General features: G+C 63.2%; 20 protein-coding genes and 2 pseudogenes. 11 read left to right on the top strand and 11 right to left on the bottom strand.

Translation table 11 applies throughout. From position 1 onward, the window contains the following. Positions 1–87 precede the first annotated feature (87 nt). Together ABE456_RS24615 and ABE456_RS24610 are read right to left on the bottom strand one after the other, a co-directional pair. A complete protein-coding gene (locus ABE456_RS24615; protein ID WP_346646257.1) occupies positions 88–570 on the bottom strand; it encodes a GAF domain-containing protein in 483 nt (160 codons plus the stop codon). Continuing rightward, positions 571–1,458 (bottom strand): ATP-binding protein, encoded by an 888-nt coding sequence (locus ABE456_RS24610; RefSeq protein ID WP_346646256.1) that lies wholly within the window; start codon positions 1,456–1,458, stop codon positions 571–573. It abuts the gene before it with no gap. A 201-nt stretch (positions 1,459–1,659) separates the two neighbouring features. Here ABE456_RS24610 and ABE456_RS24605 point away from each other — a divergent pair, with 201 nt between their 5' ends. After that, positions 1,660–4,017, top strand: a complete 2,358-nt coding sequence (locus ABE456_RS24605; RefSeq protein WP_346646255.1) for a response regulator — start codon at positions 1,660–1,662, stop codon at positions 4,015–4,017. On the opposite strand, the gene ABE456_RS24600 is transcribed toward ABE456_RS24605, so the two are convergent. After that, a complete protein-coding gene (locus ABE456_RS24600) occupies positions 4,007–4,495 on the bottom strand; it encodes a glutathione peroxidase (protein WP_346646254.1) in 489 nt (162 codons plus the stop codon). The genes ABE456_RS24605 and ABE456_RS24600 overlap by 11 nt on opposite strands. A gap of 13 nt (positions 4,496–4,508) precedes the next feature. Then, the gene (msrB, locus tag ABE456_RS24595) at positions 4,509–4,904 is read right to left on the bottom strand and encodes a peptide-methionine (R)-S-oxide reductase MsrB (protein ID WP_016715103.1); all 396 of its coding nucleotides are present in this window, start codon (positions 4,902–4,904) and stop codon (positions 4,509–4,511) included. Between the two features lie 167 nt (positions 4,905–5,071). Between msrB and ABE456_RS24590 the strand changes: the two genes are divergently transcribed. Together ABE456_RS24590 and htpX are read left to right on the top strand one after the other, a co-directional pair. Next, on the top strand, positions 5,072–6,283 hold the full coding sequence (locus ABE456_RS24590) for a pyridoxal phosphate-dependent aminotransferase (RefSeq protein WP_085675507.1): 1,212 nt from the start codon (positions 5,072–5,074) through the stop codon (positions 6,281–6,283). 290 nt (positions 6,284–6,573) lie between these two features. Beyond that, the gene (gene htpX, locus ABE456_RS24585; RefSeq protein ID WP_346646253.1) at positions 6,574–7,461 is read left to right on the top strand and encodes a protease HtpX; all 888 of its coding nucleotides are present in this window, start codon (positions 6,574–6,576) and stop codon (positions 7,459–7,461) included. Between the two features lie 170 nt (positions 7,462–7,631). Here htpX and ABE456_RS24580 read toward each other — a convergent pair whose 3' ends face one another. Then, a complete protein-coding gene (locus ABE456_RS24580) occupies positions 7,632–8,282 on the bottom strand; it encodes a thiopurine S-methyltransferase (protein ID WP_346646252.1) in 651 nt (216 codons plus the stop codon). Between the two features lie 101 nt (positions 8,283–8,383). Between ABE456_RS24580 and ABE456_RS24575 the strand changes: the two genes are divergently transcribed. Next, positions 8,384–9,151: a class III extradiol ring-cleavage dioxygenase gene (locus ABE456_RS24575; protein WP_346646251.1), complete on the top strand. Its 768-nt coding sequence runs from the start codon at positions 8,384–8,386 to the stop codon at positions 9,149–9,151. A 202-nt stretch (positions 9,152–9,353) separates the two neighbouring features. Here ABE456_RS24575 and ABE456_RS24570 read toward each other — a convergent pair. Together ABE456_RS24570 and ABE456_RS24565 are read right to left on the bottom strand one after the other, a co-directional pair. Continuing rightward, a pseudogene (locus ABE456_RS24570) lies at positions 9,354–11,067 on the bottom strand (DEAD/DEAH box helicase). Positions 11,068–11,501: 434 nt separating this feature from the next. Then, a pseudogene (locus ABE456_RS24565) lies at positions 11,502–12,254 on the bottom strand (spermidine synthase); the annotation flags it as partial. 116 nt (positions 12,255–12,370) lie between these two features. Between ABE456_RS24565 and ABE456_RS24560 the strand changes: the two are divergent. Then, positions 12,371–13,717: a 3-deoxy-7-phosphoheptulonate synthase class II gene (locus tag ABE456_RS24560; protein ID WP_004575935.1), complete on the top strand. Its 1,347-nt coding sequence runs from the start codon at positions 12,371–12,373 to the stop codon at positions 13,715–13,717. A 117-nt stretch (positions 13,718–13,834) separates the two neighbouring features. Here ABE456_RS24560 and ABE456_RS24555 read toward each other — a convergent pair whose 3' ends face one another. Further along, positions 13,835–14,053 (bottom strand): DUF1127 domain-containing protein, encoded by a 219-nt coding sequence (locus ABE456_RS24555; RefSeq protein WP_346646250.1) that lies wholly within the window; start codon positions 14,051–14,053, stop codon positions 13,835–13,837. 96 nt (positions 14,054–14,149) lie between these two features. Here ABE456_RS24555 and ABE456_RS24550 point away from each other — a divergent pair, with 96 nt between their 5' ends. Then, positions 14,150–15,001 (top strand): LysR substrate-binding domain-containing protein, encoded by an 852-nt coding sequence (locus ABE456_RS24550; RefSeq protein ID WP_346646249.1) that lies wholly within the window; start codon positions 14,150–14,152, stop codon positions 14,999–15,001. 28 nt (positions 15,002–15,029) lie between these two features. Here the strand turns inward: ABE456_RS24550 and ABE456_RS24545 are convergent, their stop codons facing one another. Next, complete coding sequence (locus ABE456_RS24545) at positions 15,030–15,779, bottom strand: sulfite exporter TauE/SafE family protein (protein WP_346646248.1); 750 nt, start codon at positions 15,777–15,779, stop codon at positions 15,030–15,032. Between the two features lie 113 nt (positions 15,780–15,892). On the opposite strand from ABE456_RS24545, the gene ABE456_RS24540 reads away from it, so the two are divergent. From ABE456_RS24540 to ABE456_RS24530, 3 genes are all read left to right on the top strand, one after another. Next, on the top strand, positions 15,893–16,846 hold the full coding sequence (locus ABE456_RS24540; protein ID WP_346646247.1) for a LysR family transcriptional regulator: 954 nt from the start codon (positions 15,893–15,895) through the stop codon (positions 16,844–16,846). Between the two features lie 58 nt (positions 16,847–16,904). Further along, a complete protein-coding gene (locus ABE456_RS24535; RefSeq protein ID WP_346646246.1) occupies positions 16,905–17,360 on the top strand; it encodes a MarR family transcriptional regulator in 456 nt (151 codons plus the stop codon). A gap of 140 nt (positions 17,361–17,500) precedes the next feature. Next, positions 17,501–17,929, top strand: a complete 429-nt coding sequence (locus ABE456_RS24530; protein WP_346646245.1) for an organic hydroperoxide resistance protein — start codon at positions 17,501–17,503, stop codon at positions 17,927–17,929. A 90-nt stretch (positions 17,930–18,019) separates the two neighbouring features. On the opposite strand, the gene efp is transcribed toward ABE456_RS24530, so the two are convergent. Then, on the bottom strand, positions 18,020–18,589 hold the full coding sequence (efp, locus tag ABE456_RS24525; protein ID WP_012271109.1) for an elongation factor P: 570 nt from the start codon (positions 18,587–18,589) through the stop codon (positions 18,020–18,022). A 48-nt stretch (positions 18,590–18,637) separates the two neighbouring features. After that, a complete protein-coding gene (gene earP, locus ABE456_RS24520; protein ID WP_346646244.1) occupies positions 18,638–19,771 on the bottom strand; it encodes an elongation factor P maturation arginine rhamnosyltransferase EarP in 1,134 nt (377 codons plus the stop codon). Between the two features lie 129 nt (positions 19,772–19,900). Between earP and ABE456_RS24515 the strand changes: the two genes are divergently transcribed. Further along, positions 19,901–20,299, top strand: coding sequence for a hypothetical protein (locus ABE456_RS24515; RefSeq protein ID WP_346646243.1), 399 nt, complete (start codon positions 19,901–19,903; stop codon positions 20,297–20,299). Between the two features lie 2 nt (positions 20,300–20,301). Beyond that, a complete protein-coding gene (locus ABE456_RS24510; RefSeq protein WP_346646242.1) occupies positions 20,302–20,772 on the top strand; it encodes a transcription elongation factor GreAB in 471 nt (156 codons plus the stop codon). The last annotated feature ends 72 nt before the right edge of the window (positions 20,773–20,844 follow it).

Here is a 20,844-nt window from a genome sequence, read left to right as displayed (position 1 = left end):
CACAGGGACCGCATCAGGCCTGAGGGCAATTCGGTCCCTGTGGGAGCGGCTTTAGCCGCGAAGAGGCCAGTACAGGCAACACAACAATCAGCAGTCAGTCAGCTCCAGGAAAATCGCCGCCAAGCGCTCCAGCCCCAACTGGTCCGCCTCGCTGAACCGCGCCAGTTTCGGGCTGTCCAGGTCCAGCACGCCAATCAACCTGCCCTCCTTCACCAGCGGGATCACCAGCTCGCTGTTCGACGCGCTGTCACAGGCAATGTGCCCCGGGAACGCATGCACGTCCTCCACCCGCTGGGTTTGCCGGGTAGCCGCCGCCGCCCCGCACACGCCCTTGCCGAACGGAATGCGCACACAGGCCACCTGGCCCTGGAACGGGCCCAGCACCAGTTGCTCGTTGCGGTTGAGGTAGAACCCCGCCCAGTTCAGGTCGTCCACCTGGTTATACAAGAACGCCGAAAACTGCGCGGCATTGGCGATGAAGTCACGCTCGTCGGCAAACAGCGCCTGCACTTGCGCCGCCAGCAGGTTGTAGCCGTCGAGGCCGGCGCCACTGGCATTGAGGTCAATCATTTACTTTTGCTCCAGCAATTGCAGCCCGACCCAGTAGCGGGCGAACTGATAGGCACAACGGCCATTACGGTTACCGCGGCCGGTGGCCCAGCGCACGGCGAGGATGTCCAGGGCTTCGTCACGCTGCCAGCGCAGCCCCGCAGGGCGTGCCAGCTGGCCGATCCAGTGCTCGACCACGTCGAGGAAGTGCTCCTGGCTGAAGGGGTAGAACGACAGCCACAGGCCAAAACGGTCAGACAAGGCAATCTTGTCCTCCACCGCTTCGTTGGGGTGCAGCTCGCCGTCGACCATCTTCCAGTTTTCGTTGTCGCTCTGCTTTTCCGGCACCAGGTGGCGGCGGTTGGAGGTGGCGTACAGCAATACGTTGTCCGGGGCCTGCTCCAGCGAGCCGTCGAGCACGCTCTTGAGCACCCGGTAGTCGCCCTCCCCGGCTTCGAACGACAGGTCGTCGCAGAACAGGATGAAGCGCTGCGGCAGCTTCTGTAGCTGCTCGACCACGCGTGGCAGGTCGGCCAGGTGGTCGCGTTCGATTTCGATCAGGCGCAGGCCGGCGCCTGCGTGCTCGGCCAGCAGGGCGCGCACCAGCGACGACTTGCCGGTACCGCGCGAGCCCCACAGCAGTGCGTGGTTGGCCGGCATGCCGTTGATGAACTGGTCGGTGTTGCGGCCCAATTGGTCCCGTTGCTTGTCGACGCCGATCAGGTCGCTCAGGCGGATGTCCAGGCTGACGTCCAGCGGCAGCAGGTAGCCGCTGCGGCCATCGCGCTGCCAGCGCGCGGCCAGGGTGGTGGCCCAGTCGATGTTCGGGCGCTGGGCCGGCAACAGGGGTTCGAGGCGTGCCAGTACCGATTCGGCGCGGTCGAGGAAAGCAATCAAGCGAGCGTCCATCAGGGTCCCTTCAGATCAGAATTTGGGTTTGCTGTGCCGGCCTCTTCGCGGCTAAAGCCGCTCCTACAAGGTAATCACCGCCCTCTGGACCTGTGATGTACCTGTGGGAGCGGCTTTAGCCGCGAAGAGGCCGGCACAGGCCAGTTGAGCAATCAAGGCTGAATGTGTGACAGACCCACCAGTAGCCGGGGTTGATCGGCTATGCTTGCGCAGCGCAAGGAACGTGAAACCGGCTCGGGACTCATGGATATCAAGTTCACCAATCGCCTGTCATACAAGCAAGCCCAGTTGACAGTCCTGGTCGGCTTCATCCTGGGAACATTGCTCAGTCTCATCCAGATCGGCATCGATTATGCCAGCGAAGACGCGTCCATCAACCGTGAAGTGCGTGCCCTGCTGCAAATCAGCCACAACCCGGCTTCGCGCATTGCCTACAACATCGACTCGGAACTGGCCCTGGAGCTGACCCGCGGCCTGCTGCAGTCACCGGCTGTGATCCGCGCGCGGCTGATCGACAATAACGAAACGGTGCTGGCCGATGTCGAGCGCCCACGCCTGCAGGACCGCTACCGGCCGCTGAGCGACTTCCTGTTTGGCGAGCAGCGCCAGTTAAAGGAGCGCCTGTTCCTCACCCACATGCCCGAAGAATACCTCGGCACCCTGTACCTGGACGTCGACACCTACGCCTTTGGCAGCCGCTTTCTCGACCGTGCCGGCATCACCCTGCTCAACGGCTTCGCCCGCAGCCTGGTGCTGACCGGCATCCTGCTGGCGTTGTTCTACATGATGCTGACCAAGCCGCTGGTAACCGTGATTGGCGCGCTCAGTGGCAGCGACCCGCGCAAACCCCGGCAAACCCGCCTGGAATGCCCGCATGGGCACGAACACGATGAGATCGGCGTGCTGGTGAAGGTCGCCAACCAGCAATTCGTCAGCATGGCCACCGAGATCGAGCAGCGGCGCACTGCGGAAAACCGCCTGACCCAGTACCTGAACGAGCTGGAAGATATCGTTTCGGCGCGCACTGACGAGCTGAAAGCCAGCAACAGCAGCCTGAGCCTGTCCAACCAGGAGCTGGAACAAGCCCGCCGCCGCGCACTGGACATGGCCCAGGCCCGTGCCGCTTTCCTCGCCAACATGAGCCACGAGATCCGCACCCCGCTAAACGGCCTGCTCGGCATGATTGCCCTGGCGCTGGACAGCCCATTGCCCAGCGAGCAACGCCAGCAGCTGGTGATTGCCCACGATTCGGGCAAGGTGCTGGTGGAGTTGTTGAACGATATCCTCGACCTGTCCAAGTTCGATGCCGGCCAGCTGGAGCTGGAACGCATTGCCTTCGACATGGGCTCGATGGTCGAGGACACCGCCAACCTGCTGTCGCAGAACACCGCGCAAAGCGTGGAGCTGACCTGCCTGATTGCCCGCGACTTCCCCAGCAGCGTGCTTGGTGACCCCACGCGGGTGCGGCAGATTGTCAGCAACCTGCTGTCCAACGCCCTCAAGTTCACCCGTTTTGGCCGCGTCGACGTGCACCTGGTGAGCATCGTCGGCGGCGTGCGCCTTGAAGTGCGCGACACCGGCATCGGTATCCCCGAAGAAGCCCAGGCACGCATCTTCCAGCCGTTCACCCAGGCCGGCGCCGGTATCACCCGCCAGTATGGCGGCACCGGCCTGGGCCTGGCACTGACGCGCAACCTGTGCAAGGCCATGCAGGGCCACCTGCATATTCAGTCCGAGCCGGGCTTTGGCAGCCGCTTCAGCGCCGAACTGCCGTTGGCCGTGCACACCAAGGCCATCCCGCCCGCACCGCTGCACGGGCGCGTGGCAGCCCTGAGCGCAGCCGGCAGTGGCCTCAACGAGCTGCTGCAAGGCTTGCTGCCCGCCTGGGGCCTGGCTTACCAGCGGCATGACAGCGGCGCCACGCTGGACGCCGCAGTGGTCGACCTGGTAATCACCGACGACGTGGGCCACCTGTTCGAACTGCGCCAGGCGCTGAAAGCACCGATATTGCTGGTGACCGCCTATGGCAACTTCCTGCCCAACGAACAGTCGCTCGCCCTCGCCCCCCTGCATCAACTGGCCCGGCCGCTGGCGCGTAATGCCCTGTACCAGACCTTGCGTCGCACCCTGCAAGGCCATGAGCCCGAGCACCCGCTGGCCAACCCGGTCATTACCCTGGAGGAAGGCCGCGCGCGGATTCTGCTGGTAGAGGACAACCCGGTGAACCAACTGGTGGCCAAGGGCATGCTGGCCAAGCTCGGCTGCCAGGTGCAGCTGGCCACCCAGGGCGCCGAGGCCCTGGAAATGCTGGAGCAGGACGAATTCGACCTGGTGCTGATGGACTGCAACATGCCGGTAATGGACGGCTACGAAGCCAGCCGGCGTATACGCCAGAGCGGCCGTTGGCCCGAACTGCCGATCGTCGCCCTCACCGCCAACGCCATGCCCGAAGAGCGCGAGCGCTGTCGGGCGGCGGGCATGAACGACTACCTGGCCAAGCCGTTCCGCCGCGAAGAGCTATTGGCGCTGGTCGAGCACTGGGTGCCGCTCAACGGCTAAGCAGGCGCTCGATGTCCGCTTCCAGGGCTTGCGGCTTGGTGGTGGGGGCATAACGCTTGACCTGGCCGCTGGCCGGGTCGACCAGGAACTTGGTGAAGTTCCACTTGATCTTCTGCGAACCCAGCAGGCCCGGCGCGCGCTGCTTCAACTCTACGTAAAGTGGGTGAGTGCCGGGGCCGTTGACCTCGATCTTGCGAAACAGCGGGAAGCTCACGCCGAAATTGCGCTCGCAGAACTGCGCAATTTCGCGCGCATCACCCGGCTCCTGCTTGCCAAACTGGTTGCAGGGGAAGCCCAGCACCACCAGGCCGCGCTCGCGGTAGGCCTGCCACAGTTGCTCCAGGCCCTTGTACTGCGGGGTAAAGCCGCACTGGCTGGCGGTATTGACTACCAGCAGCAGCTTGCCCGGGAAATCGCCAAGCGTCTTGTGCTCGCCGCCCAGGGTCACACAGGGGATGTCCAGCATCGATGCAGCCATGGTCGGGCTCCAGTCAGTCGCGCGGGCGCAGGTCGATGCACACCGAGTTGATGCAGTAGCGCAGCCCGGTCGGTGGTGGGCCGTCGGGGAACACGTGGCCCAGGTGCGCGTCGCAGCGGGCGCAGGTAACTTCGGTGCGGATCATGCCGTGGGAGGTGTCGCGGATCTCGATCATCGCGCTGTCTTCGATCGGCGCGTAGAAGCTCGGCCAGCCGCAGCCGGAGTCGAACTTGGTTTGCGCGTCGAACAGCGCCAGGCCGCAGCAGATGCAGTGGTAGATGCCGTCACGGCGCTCGCTGTTGTACTTGCCGCTGAACGGCCGCTCGGTGCCCTTGAGGCGGCAGACCTGGTACTGCTCGGGGTCGAGCATCGACCGCCATTCATCCAGGGTTTTTTCGATCTTTTTCATGTAGGGACCTCGGCAGGCTGAATTTCACCCCGCACCGTCTTTTCCGGGGCGCGGGTGGCACGTATATTAGTTGGCTTCGTGTGCCAGGCGTTCAGTCTGGCACCCGCTTCCTGCCCTTTCAAACGTTTCGGCGGGGCGTAGCGCGTTTTCTCAATCGGGATCCCATCATGCAGTTCAGCAAATCGAACAAGCTCGCCAATGTCTGCTACGACATTCGCGGCCCAGTGCTCAAGCACGCCAAGCGCCTGGAAGAGGAAGGCCACCGCATCCTCAAGCTGAACATCGGCAACCCGGCGCCGTTTGGCTTCGAGGCGCCCGATGAAATCCTCCAGGATGTGATCCGCAACCTGCCCACCGCGCAGGGCTACAGTGACTCCAAGGGCCTGTTCAGCGCGCGCAAGGCGGTGATGCAGTACTGCCAGCAAAAGGAAATCGAAGGCGTCACCATCGAGGACATCTACCTCGGTAACGGCGTGTCCGAGCTGATCGTGATGTCGATGCAGGCGCTGCTGAACAACGGCGACGAAGTGCTGATCCCGGCGCCCGACTACCCACTGTGGACCGCCGCCGTAAGCCTGGCCGGCGGCAAGCCGGTGCACTACCTGTGCGACGAGCAGGCCGACTGGTTCCCCGACCTTGAAGACATCAAGGCCAAGATCACCCCGAACACCAAGGCCCTGGTGATCATCAACCCGAACAACCCGACTGGCGCGGTGTACTCCAAGGAGCTGCTGCTGGGCATGCTGGAGCTGGCCCGCCAGCACAACCTGGTGGTGTTCTCCGACGAGATCTACGACAAGATCCTGTACGACGAAGCCGTGCACATCAGCACCGCCTCGCTGGCACCCGACTTGCTGTGCCTGACCTTCAACGGCCTGTCCAAGTCGTACCGGGTGGCCGGCTTCCGTTCCGGCTGGCTGATCATTTCCGGGCCCAAGCACCACGCGCAAAGCTACATCGAAGGCATCGACATGCTGGCCAACATGCGCCTGTGTGCCAACGTGCCGGCGCAGCACGCGATCCAGACCGCGCTGGGCGGCTACCAGAGCATCAACGACCTGGTGCTGCCACCGGGGCGCCTGCTGGAGCAGCGCAACCGCACCTATGAGCTGCTCAACGAAATCCCTGGCGTGAGCTGCGTGAAGCCGATGGGCGCGCTGTATGCGTTCCCGCGGATCGACCCGAAGGTGTGCCCGATCCTCAACGACGAGAAGTTCGCGCTTGACCTGCTGCTGTCGGAGAAGCTGCTGATTGTTCAGGGTACGGCGTTCAACTGGCCATGGCCGGACCACTTCCGCGTGGTGACCTTGCCGCGGGTGGATGATTTGGAAGCAGCGATTGGCCGGATTGGCAATTTCCTGCGGACTTATTCGCAGTAAGTACTGGCCTTATCGCCGGCAAGCCAGCTCCCACAGGAGTACCACAGGCCTGAAGATTGTGGGGTCCCTGTGGGAGCTGGCTTGCCTGCGATGGGCTGCGCAGCAGCCCCCTCCAATCTCACAGGCTGTTTCTTACATCCTGCAACGCTCTATCCCACAGCCCCTGCACCATCCTCTGCCATACTCCGCCGTACACAGTTTGAAATAGTCGCCCGATTGAATCGGCACGGCAGGCCCCTTATATACCCCGCAGTAAGCGACAACTCATCCGTCAGGAGAACGTAACAACCATGATGCGCATTCTGTTGTTTGTAGCCACCAACCTCGCGGTGGTGCTGGTTGCAAGCATTACCCTGAGCCTGTTCGGTTTCAACGGGTTCATGGCCGCCAACGGGGTCGACCTGAACCTCAGCAGCCTGCTGGTGTTCTGCGCCGTGTTCGGTTTTGCCGGTTCCCTTGTCTCGCTGTTCATCTCCAAGTGGATGGCGAAAATGACCACCGGCACCCAGATCATCAGCCAGCCGCGCACCCGCCACGAGCAGTGGCTGCTGCAAACGGTCGAAGAGCTGTCCCGTGAAGCGGGCATCAAGATGCCCGAGGTGGGTATCTTCCCGGCATACGAGGCCAACGCCTTCGCCACCGGCTGGAACCGCAACGACGCGCTGGTAGCCGTGTCGCAGGGCCTGCTGGAGCGTTTCTCGCCCGATGAAGTGCGCGCGGTACTGGCCCACGAAATCGGCCACGTGGCCAACGGCGACATGGTCACCCTGGCGCTGGTGCAGGGCGTGGTGAACACCTTCGTGATGTTCTTTGCACGCATCATCGGCAACTTCGTCGACAAGGTCATCTTCAAGAACGAAGAAGGCCAGGGCATTGCCTACTACGTGGCGACCATCGTTGCCGAGCTGATCCTGGGCATCCTGGCCAGCATGATCGTGATGTGGTTCTCGCGCCGCCGCGAATACCGTGCCGACGAAGCCGGTGCGCAGTTGGCCGGCACTGCTGCGATGATCGGCGCCCTGCAGCGCCTGCGCGTGGAGCAAGGCCTGCCGGTGCACATGCCCGATACCATGAAGGCCTTCGGCATCAATGGTGGCCTGAAGCACGGCCTGGCCGGGCTGCTGATGAGCCACCCGCCGCTGGAAGAACGCATCGAGGCCCTGCGCCGCCGCGGTTGATCCAACCGGTAAACAGAAAGGGCGACTTCGGTCGCCCTTTTTTGTGTCTGCCTGTACCGGCCTCTTCGCGGGTAAACCCGCTCCCACAGGGACCCCACAATCTTCAGGTCTGCGATATTCCTGTGGGAGCGGGTTTACCCGCGAAGAGGCCAGCAAAGGCTACATACCTGTCAGCGGCTAACCCGGTACACTCGCTCCAACAAACTCGATGCACCAGCCTGTAAAAACTTCGGGCTCTCCCCGATCACCTGCAGCACCTCCAGCTCATCCACCTGCCAGTCGGCAAACCCCTGCCGCAGCTCTTCATCCCCCACCGAAAACGGCGGCCCGGCCAGCAGTGACTGGTCGTAATCCAGCGTCACCACCAACCCACGGCAACTCGCCGGCAACAACGCCGACAGCGCCTGCATGTACCGCGCACGCATCTGCAGCGGCAAGGCAATCACCGCCGCCCGGTCATAAAGGCCCACGCAGCCACCGATATCCTCGGCCCGCAAGGCAAAGAAGTCGCCACACCACAGCTCCACATCACCACTGCGCCATACCTCGAATGCCCCCTGCTGGCGCACCTCGGCTTCAAGACCGTGCTCGCGGAAAAAATCCTCCACCGCCAGCCGCGAAAGCTCCACCCCCAACACCCCATAGCCCTGCCCGGCCAGCCAGGCCAGGTCCAGGCTCTTGCCGCACAGCGGCACCAGTACGCGGCTACCAGGTGCCACGCCCAGCTTTGGCCAATACTTCTGCAGATAGGGGTTCACCTGCGCCTGGTGAAAGCCGATCTGGTTGTCGGCCCATCGCTGCTGCCAGAACGCTGGCTCCATGATCACTCCCGATTTTTAGATGGTTTGTCGGTAAAACTTGGTTTGGATTTCGATCTGGACATGATCGAAGATGATTGCATCTTAACCCTCAGGACCCCGCCATGCTGCCCAGCCTGTTCATTTCCCACGGCTCCCCCATGCTTGCCCTGCAACCCGGCGCCAGCGGGCCGGCGCTGGCCGGGCTGGCCAACGCCCTGCCACGGCCAAAAGCGATCGTGGTGGTGTCGGCGCACTGGGAAAGCCGCGAGCTGCTGGTGACCGGCAGCGCACAGCCAGAAACCTGGCATGACTTCTACGGCTTCCCGCCGGCCTTGTATGCGGTGCAGTACCCGGCACCGGGCGAACCCGGCCTTGCCGGCCAGGTCAGTGAGTTGTTGCAGGCTGCAGGGCTACCCGCACGGCTGGATGCACAGCGGCCGTTCGACCACGGCGCCTGGGTGCCGCTGTCGCTGATGTACCCGGATGCAAGCATTCCGGTGGTGCAGGTATCGTTGCCCAGCCACATGGGGCCGGCGCTGCAGGTCAAGGTGGGCCAGGCGTTGGCCGGGTTGCGCGGCGACGGTGTGCTGCTGATTGGTTCGGGCAGCATTACCCATAACCTGGGCGAGCTGGACTGGCATGCCGGGCCGGATGTGATCGAGCCTTGGGCGCTGGCGTTCAGGGACTGGGTGGTGGACAAACTGCAGGCGGGTGACCGGGAGGCGTTGCTGGGTTATCGGCAGCAGGCGCCGTTTGCGGTGCGTAACCACCCCAGTGATGAGCATTTGCTGCCGCTGTTCTTTGCCCTTGGGGCTGGGGGCAAATTCGGGGTGGTGCACCAAGGGTTTACCTTGGGGGCGTTGGGGATGGACATTTATCGGTTCGACTGAAGATTGCGGGGGGGCGCTTTGCGCCCCATCGCGACACAAGGCCGCTCCCACAGGTACAGCGCAACCATTGAAATCTGCGCAATACCTGTGGGAGCGGCCTTGCCGGGGCGCCGGACCGGTCGGATGGGCTGCAAAGCAGCCCCAAAATGGCACAGGCAAAAAAATCCCCAGCCAAGGCTGGGGATTTTTCATTGCACCAGGATCAATCCTCGCGGTAGCGACGCAGCTTCAGCTGCTTGCCAGCCACACGGGTGTCCTTGAGCTTGGACAGCAGCTTCTCGAGGCCGTCTTCCGGCAGCTCGACCAGGCTGAAGCTGTCACGCACCTGGATGCGGCCGATGGCGTCACGCGCCAGGCCACCCTCGTTGAGGATCGCGCCCAGCAGGTTCTTGGCAGCGATGCCGTCACGGGCACCCAGGGCAGTACGGCAACGTACGCGGCCTTCGGCCAGCGGCAGCGGCGCACGGCGCTCGCGGTCACCACGGTCCGGACGCTCGCCACGCTCACCACGCTCGGTACGCTCGCCACGCGGGGCGAAGCTTGGTACCAGCGGCTGCTCACGCTCTACCGCTGCCAGGTCCAGCGCCTGGCCATTGGTGGCCTTGCGCAGCAGGGCCGAAGCCAGGGCACGCGCGCTGCAACCCAGGTCGTTGGTCAGGCGGTCGAACAGGTCACCATGAGTGGCTTCTGCTTCGGCTACCAGCGGCGCCAGGCTGTTGGTCAGCTTCTTGATACGGGCATCCAGCACGGCCTGGGCATTCGGCAGGCGCGCTTCGGCAACCTTCTGCCCGGTAACACGCTCGATCACCTGCAGCATGCGGCGCTCACGCGGGGTGACCAGCAGCAGCGCACGGCCATCGCGACCGGCACGGCCGGTACGGCCGATACGGTGTACGTAGGACTCTGGGTCGTACGGCATGTCAACGTTGAACACGTGAGTGATACGCGGTACGTCCAGGCCACGGGCAGCAACGTCGGTAGCGACGACGATGTCCAGGCGGCCATCCTTGAGCGAGTCGATCACGCGCTCACGCTGGTTCTGGGCGATGTCGCCATTCAGCGCGGCAGCCTTGTAGCCCTTGGCTTCCAGCGCGGCGGCCAGGTCCAGAGTGGCTTGCTTGGTACGCACGAAGGCGATCAGCGCGTCGAACTCTTCCACTTCCAGCAGACGCAGCACAGCCGGGATCTTCTGGTCGGCGTGGACCATCAGGTGGGCCTGCTCGATCGCGGTAACGGTCTGGGTCTTGCTCTGGATCTTGACGTGCTTGGGTTCACGCAGGTGGCGCTCGGCGATCGAACGGATCGACGACGGCAGGGTAGCGGAGAACAGTACGGTCTGACGGGTAGCCGGGATTGCGTCGAAGATCACTTCGAGGTCATCCATGAAGCCCAGCTTCAGCATCTCGTCGGCTTCGTCCAGTACCAGGTACTGTACGGTCGACAGGACTTTTTCGTCACGACGCAGGTGGTCGCACAGGCGGCCCGGGGTGGCCACGACGATTTGCGCGCCGTTGCGGATGGCGCGCAGCTGTGGGCCCATTGGGGCACCACCGTAGACAGCAACAACATTAACGCCTGGCATCTGCTTGGCGTAGGTTTCGAAAGCGGTAGCAACTTGCAGCGCCAACTCACGGGTTGGCGCCAGGATCAGGGCTTGCGGTTCGCGCTTGCTCACATCGATCTTGTTGAGGATCGGCAGGGCGAAGGCAGCGGTCTTGCCGGTGCCAGTCTGCGCCTGGCCGATCATGTCGTGACCGGCGAGGATGATCGGGATCGATTGTTGCTGAATGGCGGACGGCTCTTCATAGCCGGTCGCCAGAACGGCAGCAACAATATTCGGATTAAGATCGAGAGCGGCGAAGCCGCCGGTTTCCTGGGTCATGGGTCTGCCTCTAAGTGCATCCGCAAAGACCCATGCTGCAAAGCTGCACATGCCTTGAAAGACCGGAACGGTCACCCAGGCAGCTTTGTCGGCGGGGATTTGCGAAAACGATTGAAAAAGAAAACTTGGGAAGGTCCGCCTAGCGGACGTGCAGCCGAAGCTGGACTCGGAGGATTTGCACCACCTGATTTTGAGGTCCGCTAAAAGACCGGCGCGTACTATACCCGAAATAGTGCAGGGACGTGAGGAATATTTTCAGGGTGCGGGGCCAGTATCAGGCCATCAATGGCCAAGGGCTGAATCGATAATTCCTGAATGCCGGCGCGGTCCCTGTGGGAGCGGCCTTGTGTCGCGAAAGGGGCGCGCAGCGGCCCCACATTTTCAGCTTCGCCGCGGATACTGCCGGGGCCGCTCTGCGGCCCGTTCGCGACGCAAAGCCGCTCCCACACAGACCCCGGCAGCCCTTAAGGTAGCCGGCCGAATCTCGCGGATCAACCCTTCAAGGCTGTACCCCAACTTCGGCGCCAAGGCCTGCGCCCGGGCCCGCAAGCCCTCCATGTCCAGGCTTTGTTCCAGGTCCGCCGGCACCAGCAAGATCACATTGCCCTCCTTCACCGGCAGCTCCCAGTAATGCCGGTGGTACAACCCGCGCAGCAACGCCGCACCCAGTGGCTTGCCGTCATCGGTGGCCCACTGGTTGATCACCAGCCAACCGCCCGGGTTCAGCTGCTGCTGGCAGTTCTCCAGGAAGTTCCAGGCCAGGTGCCCTACCCCCGGCCCATGGTCGGTATACAAGTCGACGAACAGCAGGTCGGCCTTCTCCGCCGTAGGCAGCAGCTCCAGGGCGTCGCCGATACGCACATACAAACGCGGGTCGTCGTCCAGGCCCAGGTATTCCATGGCCAGGCGCGGCACATCCGGGCGCAGTTCGATGGCCTCTATGTCATCCAGCGGCAGGAACTTCATGCAGGCCTGGGTCAGCGTACCGGCGCCCAGGCCGAGAAACAGCGCGCTTTCCGGCTGTTCGTGGCACAGCGCCCCCACCAGCATGGCGCGGGTATAGTCATATTCCAGCCAGCTGGGGTCGGCCGTGAACACGCAGCTTTGCTCGATGGCATCGCCAAATTCCAGAAAGCGGTAGTCGTCTACTTCGTACACGCTGATGACGCCAAAGGCATCTTCCACCCGTGCCAGTAGCCGCTCTTCCCGTTCCGCCGCCATGTTCACCACCCACCCGCGCAAAAACGCGCATTGTCCGTCAACACCCTTGATGCAACAAGCGCAGCGCCAACTGTTACCATGCTTTGAAGCCTACAACCGACAAGACCGAGCCCGAGATGAACCAACCGTGGAGCCCTGACAGCTGGCGCGCCCTGCCGATCCAGCAGCAACCGACCTACCCCGATGCCGCGCACTTGCTGAAGGTTGAACAGACCTTGGCCAGCTACCCGCCGCTGGTGTTCGCGGGCGAGGCGCGCGAGCTGCGCCGGCAGTTTGCCGAGGTGACCGAAGGCCGCGCCTTCCTGCTGCAGGGTGGCGACTGCGCCGAGAGCTTTGCCGAATTCTCGGCGGCGAAAATCCGCGACACCTTCAAGGTGCTGCTGCAGATGGCCATTGTCATGACCTTTGCCGCTGGCTGCCCGGTGGTCAAGGTGGGGCGCATGGCCGGGCAGTTCGCCAAGCCGCGCTCATCGGGCGATGAAACCATCGGTGACATCACCCTGCCCGCCTACCGCGGCGACATCGTCAATGGTATCGGTTTCGACGCCAAAAGCCGCATCCCCGACCCGGAGCGCCTGCTGCAGGCCTACCACCAGGCCACCGCCAGCCTCAACCTGCTGCGCGCCTTCGCCCAGGGCGGGTTTGCCGACCTGCACCAGGTGCACAAGTGGAACCTCGACTTCATTGCCAACTCGGCACTGGCCGACAAGTACCACCAACTGGCCAACCGCATCGACGAAACCCTGGCGTTCATGCGCGCCTGTGGCCTGGACAGCGCGCCGCAGCTGCGCGAAACCAGCTTCTTCACCGCCCACGAGGCGCTGCTGCTGAACTATGAAGAAGCCTTCGTGCGCCAGGACAGCCTGACTGGCGACTATTACGACTGCTCGGCGCACATGCTGTGGATCGGCGACCGCACGCGTCAGCTGGACGGTGCTCATGTGGAGTTCCTGCGTGGCGTGCACAACCCGATCGGGGTCAAGGTCGGCCCAAGCATGAACCCCGAAGAGCTGATCCGCCTGATTGACACGCTGAACCCGGCCAACGACCCGGGCCGCCTGAACCTGATCGTGCGCATGGGCGCCAGCAAGGTCGGCGACCACCTGCCGGGGCTGATCCGCACCGTCGAGCGCGAGGGGCGCAAGGTGCTGTGGAGTTCCGACCCGATGCACGGCAACACCATCAAGGCCAGCAGCGGCTACAAGACCCGCGACTTTGCGCAGATCCTGGATGAGGTGAAACAGTTCTTCCAGGTGCACCAGGCCGAGGGCAGCCATGCGGGCGGCATTCATATCGAGATGACCGGGCAGAACGTTACCGAGTGCATCGGCGGCGCCCGGCCGATTACCGAGGATGCGTTGTCCGACCGGTATCACACCCATTGCGACCCACGGATGAACGCCGATCAGTCGCTGGAGTTGGCGTTCCTGATTGCCGAGACGCTCAAGCAGGTGCGGCGCTAAAAGCATTCGCGGGCACGCCCGCTCCCACAGGTACAACACAGGATTTGAAAACTGTGCCGCACCTGTGGGAGCGGGTTCACCCGCGAAGAGGCCAGTGAATATCCCAAAAGACTTAGCTCATTTACGCAGCGGATCATCCCAGAAATGCCGCTCGGCCTCTTGCTGGATATCTGCCCTGCTCAACCCCAGGTCGTGCAGGGTCGCATCACTGAGGCTGGCCAGCTCCTGACGCTGGCGGTACAGCTGCAGCCAGCGCAGCGGGCGCTGCAAGGCCGCATGCCACAGGTGGTTCAGGGAAAAGGCAGGTTGCTGGATGCTGCTGACATGACCTTTCATCGTGAAGCCCTCCGTGTTGATGGCCTCAGTCTCACGCCAGGCTTAAGATCAATCCAACGAATGTTTCTGATGCCATGCATCTCGGAGATTGATGCAATGTCCCAGTACCAGAGTTTGGATGCGGACGTACTGCGCACCTTCGTTGCCATCGCCGAGCAAGGCGGTTTCACCCGTGCCGGCGAGGTGGTCAATCGCACCCAGTCGGCGGTGAGCATGCAGATGAAACGCCTGGAGGAAGACATCCTGCAGCGCCAGCTGTTCGAACGCGACGGCCGCCAGGTACGGCTGACCGCCGAAGGCCAGGTGCTGCTGGGCTATGCCCGGCGCATCCTCAAGCTGCATGGTGAGGTGTTCAACACCCTGCGCATGCCGCACATGGTCGGGCTGGTACGCATCGGCACGCCAGACGACTACGCCATGCGCTTTCTGCCGACCATCCTGTCGAGCTTTGCCCAGGCCTACCCGCTGGTGCAGGTGGAGGTGCATTGCGATTCGTCCAAGCAACTGATGCTGCGCCAGGACCTGGACCTGACCATCGTCACCCGCGAGCCGGGCAACGAGATTGGCCAACTGCTACGCCAGGAGCGCCTGGTATGGGCCGCCGCCGAAGGCTTTTGCCCACAGGAGCAACGGCCGATGCCGGTGGCGCTGTTCAATACCGACTGTTTCTGCCGGGCCTGGACCTGCAATGCCCTGGAGGCCCAAGGCATCGACTACCGCATTGCCTATACCAGCCCGAGCCTGGCAGCGATTTTTGCCATCGTGACGGCAGGCTTGGCGGTAACCGCGCAGTTGCAGAGCCTGATTGGCGGGAATATCCGCATTCTGGGTGAAAGCGACGGGCTACCGCAGTTGCCGGTGGCCAATGTGATGCTGGTGCGCAGTACGCAAAACCCTTCGCCGATTACTGACTGCATGGCCGATTATATCGTCGAAGGGTTCAAGTAAGCCGGGGGCGCTTTGCGGCCCCAAGATCTCAAAGCTCAAACCCAAGCATCACCGCACATACCACCAAAAACACACAGAACATCGCCCGCAACACCTTTTCGGGCAGCGCGTGGGCCAACTTCACCCCCCAGCTGATGCTGAGCAAGCCACCCACCGCCAACGGCACCCCTACCCCCCAGTCAACGCTCTGGTGCACGCCATAGGTCACCAAGGTCACCAAGGTACTCGGTGCCGCCAGCGCCAGCGAAAGCCCCTGCGCCACCACTTGGGTAGTGCCGAACACACTGGTCAGGATCGGCGTGGCCACCACTGCCCCGCCCACCCCGAACAAGCCACCCATGGTGCCGGAAAAGCTGCCCAGCACACCCAGCCACGGCCAGGCATAGCGCAGTTCGGCACTAGGCGGCGAGACCTTCATGAACATCCGCGCCACGTTCCACGCCGCCAGTGCCACCAGAAAGCCGACAAAGCCCAAGCGCATGGAGTGTGCATCCAGCCCCACTGCCCAAATCGACCCCAGCCAGGCAAATACGAAGCTGCACGCCGACAACGGCAAGGCATGGCGCAGTTCGATGCGGTTGCGCTGGTGATAGCGCCACAACGCCAGCAGCACGTTCGGCACCACCATCACCAGCGCCGTGCCCTGCGCCAGTTGCTGGTCCAGGCCAAACAGCACACCCAGCGCCGGGATCGCAATCAACCCGCCGCCAATGCCGAACAAACCACCCATGGTCCCCAAGGCAGCACCCAGTACGATATACAACAACCACTCGATCATCAGGGCCCCATCCGCCTGTACACATAATGCGAGCATGCTAACGATTGTGCGCTGGCAGGGAAACGCACAGCAGCGCACAATGGCTGTGCGTTTCTCGCAAAAGCAAGGCAGCCATGAGCCCCGATACCCTCACCGACCAATTGAGCCTGTTCCTCGATGTGCTGGAAACCGGCAGTTTTTCCGCCGCCGCGCGTCGCCACCCACTAACCCCATCCGCCGTGGCCCGGCGCATCGACAACCTGGAAAGCGCCGTTGGCAGCCGCCTGTTCACCCGCAGCACCCATGCCGTGCGAGCCACGCCTGCAGGCAATGCCTTTGCCGAACGTGCCAGGCGCATCATCGAAGAGCTGCGCCTGGCCAGGGCCGAAGCGGTCTCGCTGAGCAACGCCCCCGAGGGCCTGATCCGCATCGACGCCCCTGCAGCGTTCGGCCGCCGCCACCTGGCCCCGGCCATCGCCGACTTCCTGGTGGCCTACCCGGGCCTGGATGTGCAACTGCGCCTGATCGACAGCTTCGTCGACCTGCATGGCAGCCACCTGGGCGAAGTCGACCTGGTGCTGCGCGCCGGCCCCTTGGCCGACACCCGCCTGGTCGCCACGCCGCTGGCCTACATGGTGCGCATCGCCTGCGCCAGCCCGGCCTACCTGGCCAGCCGGGGCGTGCCCACCTGCCCCAGCGAACTGCCCGGGCACGACGGCCTGGACTGGGATGGCCTGGCGCCGCCATTCGCCTGGCGCTTCAATGTGGCCGGGCAAACCCGCCTGTATCGCCCCACGCGCATGCGCATGGCCGCCAACAATGCCGAAACCCTGCTGTTCGGCGCTCTGGCAGGCTTAGGCATTGCCCACCTGCCTACCTGGCTGATCAGCGAATACCTGCTGCGTGGCGAGCTGGTACCGCTGTTTTGCGACGGCGGCCTGCCAGAAGCCGAGACCAGTGGCATTTACGCCCTACGCCTGGAACATGAAACGAACTCTCGCAGCCGTTTGCTGCTCGAATTCCTCAAGAGCCGCTTCAGCCCGATTCCACCCTGGGACTTGGCCTTGCGCAGTGAACTGCGCGAGTAATGCGCACACTAATGATCAGCGTGCCAGACTTACCCATTGATTACCTTCAAGGACCTGCATGAACGCCGACACCCAAGCCTCCTGTGACGAGCTGCTGCTGGACAACCAGGTCTGCTTCGCCCTGCACTCCACCTCGTTGCTGATGACCAAGGTCTACAAACCGCTGCTGCAGGCCCTGGGCCTGACCTACCCGCAGTACCTGGCCATGCTCGTGCTGTGGCAGCGCGACGGCCTGACCGTGGGCGAAATCAGCCAGCACCTGCTCACCGACCCCGGCTCGCTGACCCCGCTGCTCAAGCGCCTGGAAAGCGAAGGCCTGCTGCAGCGCAACCGCAGCCGCGAGGACGAGCGGGTGGTGCTGGTGCAACTGACCGACAAGGGGCGCGCCCTGCAACAACAGGCCAAGAAGGTGCCGCAGTGCATCCTCAAGGCCAGCGGGCGCAGCCTGGAGCAGTTGCAGCAACTGCAGGCCGACTTGCTGAGCCTGCGCGAGAGCCTGCAGAAAAACCTTTGAGGGCTATGCTGTGCAATGGCCGTTCGGATGAGCGGTGACGATTTATATTGCGCACTAACTAATTGCGCGCTAATTTAAGTCTCACACCAACCCGCGCCCTCCTGCAACCGGGAGCGCACAGCACATTAGCGAGGCTCAAGATGCAAAAGGTCACTCCCCTGTACATCGCAGAAGCTACCTCTACCGGTGGGCGCGACGGCAAATCCCGCTCCAGCGACGGCAAGCTGGTAGTCAGCCTGAGCACCCCCAAGGAACTGGGCGGCGCAGGCGGTGACGGCACCAACCCCGAGCAGATGTTCGCTGCCGGTTACTCGGCGTGCTTCATCGGTGCCTTGAAGTTTGTGGCCGGGCAAGAGAAGAAAGCCCTGCCGGCAGATGCCTCGATCACCGCCAAGGTGGGCATCGGCCAGATCCCGGGCGGTTTCGGCCTGGACATCGACCTGCACATCAACCTGCCGGGCCTGGCCCAGGCCGATGCCGAAGGGCTGGTGGAAAAGGCGCACCAGGTGTGCCCGTATTCCAACGCCACCCGCGGTAACGTGGATGTGCGCCTGCACGTGACTGTCTGAAGTTCACGCAGCCCCCTGTGGGAGTGCAGCATGGATTGCAGGCACAAAAAAACCCGGCCAAGGCCGGGTTTTTGCGCATCACAAGAAGAATTACTTCTTGGAACGGCCTTTGAAGCTGTTGTCGCGAGTGTCGATGTCGATCCACTCGTCGATCTGGATGAAGTCGGCAACCTGGATCTCGGTGCCGTTCTTCAGTTTGGCAGGCTTCATGACCTTGCCCGAGGTGTCGCCGCGAGCAGCGTTCTCGGTGTAGACAACCTGACGGCTGATAGTGGTCGGCAGTTCAACCGATACCAGGCGGCCTTCGAAGAACACGGCTTCGCAGATGTCTTCCATGCCTTCTTCGATGTACGGCAGAACGGCGTCGATGTCTTCGGCGTTCAGTTCGTACATGGTGTAGTCGGTGGTGTCCATGAAGGTGTACGAGTCACCGCTGATGAACGACAGGGTCGCTTCTTTGCGATCCAGGATCACGTCGTCCAGCTTGTCGTCCGCACCGTATACGGTTTCGGTCTTGTAGCCGGTCAGCAGGTTCTTCAGCTTGGTCTTCATGATCGCGCTGTTACGGCCCGACTTGGTGAACTCAGCTTTTTGAACCAGCCACGGGTCGTTGTCGATCCGCAGTACGGTACCGGGTTTCAGTTCTTTACCAGTTTTCATTACGAAGTATCCGAATCTGGATGGATTTATAAAAATCGAGGCCGCATATCATAGCCAATTTCGGTAAAACTGTACCAGCGTCATGGCAAGGTCCGGCTGAGCGGCCTGCCGCGCCGCCCAAAGCCGGGCATGCTGCTGCAGTTCCGGCCAATGCTGGCGGGCCGCCTGCCAGGCCTGGCCCATGTCGAAATCCATGTTCCAGGCACGCCACAGGCCAAGCAGGGCGGCATCAGCTTTATCTGACAGGCCGCGTCGATAATGCGCCAGGAACGCTTCGAGCTTTTCCCAGTGGGCGTTCTCGTCCTGCACATAGATATGCCACAGCATCGGCTGCCCGGCCCACTGCGCACGCACGAACGAGTCTTCGCCGCGCACCGCGTTGAAATCGCAGCTCCACAACAGCCGGTCGAAGTCGTCCTGGCTGACAAACGGCAATACCTGCACGGTCAGCGCGCCACGCTTGCGTACTTCCCCCACTGCCAGCGGTGCCTCGCCAAGCCACTGGCTGAGCCCGGCGACGATGCGCCCTTGCGGCACCAGCAGGTGGCACGCCTGTTCGCCGCTGGCCAGGGTAGCGAGCCAGCTCGCCAACTGCGGGTTTTCGTAGGCAAACAGCGAGATCAGCAACGCGCCCTGGTCGGGGCTTACACCCAGCCGTTGCAGGAAGGCCTGGCGTGCATCGGCCGACTGCTGGAACGCGTCACGCCGAGCCAGTAGTGCCCCCTCGCGTAGCAGGCCACCGGTTTTTTCGGTAAAGCCCGGGAAGAAAAACACCTTGCGCAGGCCGTTGGGCTGTGGCGAAGGCAAGCCATGACAGCCCTCCACCCAGTCCTCGGCACTAAGGTACTCAAGGTTCAACCACAGCGGCGGCTGCGGGCGCGCACGCATGGCCTCGACATAAGCCGCCGGCAACTGGCAGGCAAAAGCACCGATCACCACATCGGCCGGCGCTACCGGTAACCAGGCCGCCGGCCACTGGCGCACATCCACACCGTGCTGCCACTGTTGCGCGGCAGTGGCATCGGCGCCGGGGCACATGGGCGTGAAAGCGTTGAGGTCATCCACCCACAGGCGCACCGCCAGGCCATGCTCGGCCACCAGTTGGCGGGCCAGGCGCCAGGTCACGCCAATATCGCCGTAGTTGTCGACGACACTGCAGAAGATGTCCCAGGTGGCGTTCATGCGCCCCTCCCGTACTGGTGCAAAACCGCGAATTCTGCGCATAAATTGTCGCCGACAAAAGCACCTGCGCGGAAAAATGCCCAGGCGCATGCGACAATGCCCCCGGACCCACCCCGCCAGGAGGCTGCCATGCCCCGCCACCGTGAACTGAAGATCACCCTCAAGCCGTTGCCGTTGATTGTGTGCGTTGCCTTGGGCCTGTGGCTGGGCGCCGTGGCCATTGCCGCCAGCCTGTGGCTGGCGCTGCAGCTGTGGCCACAGCAGGTGAAACCGCTGGCCCAGGCCGTGGCCCCCAGCGTGTACCGGCCTGCTGCGCCGCCTGCGCCAGCACCGGCGCAGGACGCCCAGGCCGAGATGTTCGACCGCTACAAGAACATTTTGCACAAACAGGAGCTGCAGCAGGCCGCCGAGGCTGCCCAGGGCAACCCGCGCAACCTCAACAGCCCCAAGTGCCAGTTCTGGTTGCAGCAGAACCGTACTGCACCCACCGATAAAAGCCAGGCCAATGTGCTGGAGTTCTGTTACTGACCATGGACAAGCCCCGCCTGCTGGCGCAGATCGTCGCCACCCTCGAACATGACCTGGACGTGCTGACCCGCGCGGCGCAAACGGCTTATGAAGCGGCTACTGCCGAAGAAAACATCGCCGAGAACAAGTACGACACCCTGGGCCTGGAAGCCTCGTACCTGGCCACCGGCCAAGCCCGGCGCAGTGCCGAGATCCGCCAGGCGCTGCTGATCTACCAGCAACTGCTGCTGCGTGATTACGACCCGGTGCGCGGGGTGCAGGTGAGCAACCTGGTGACGCTGGAGGATGAAGCTGGCGGCCAGCGCCGGCTGTTCCTCGGGCCAGAGGCTGCGGGATTGAAGATTGGCGAGGGGGATGGGCTGGTGACGGTGATCACCCCGCGCTCGCCGCTGGGGCAGCTGTTGCTGGGCAAGAAGGTTGATGATGAGGTGAGCCTGGGGGCGCAGGTATTGTTCATTGTTGATGTTGCCTGAGCGGGCCTCTTCGCGGGCACGCCCGCTCCCACAGGGATCCCACAATCTTCAGGCGTGTGATATTCCTGTGGG

This window comes from Pseudomonas sp. TWI929 (genome assembly GCF_039673335.1).
In the GTDB taxonomy this organism is placed as follows: domain Bacteria; phylum Pseudomonadota; class Gammaproteobacteria; order Pseudomonadales; family Pseudomonadaceae; genus Aquipseudomonas.
This window is presented reverse-complemented; position numbering and strand designations above follow the sequence as displayed.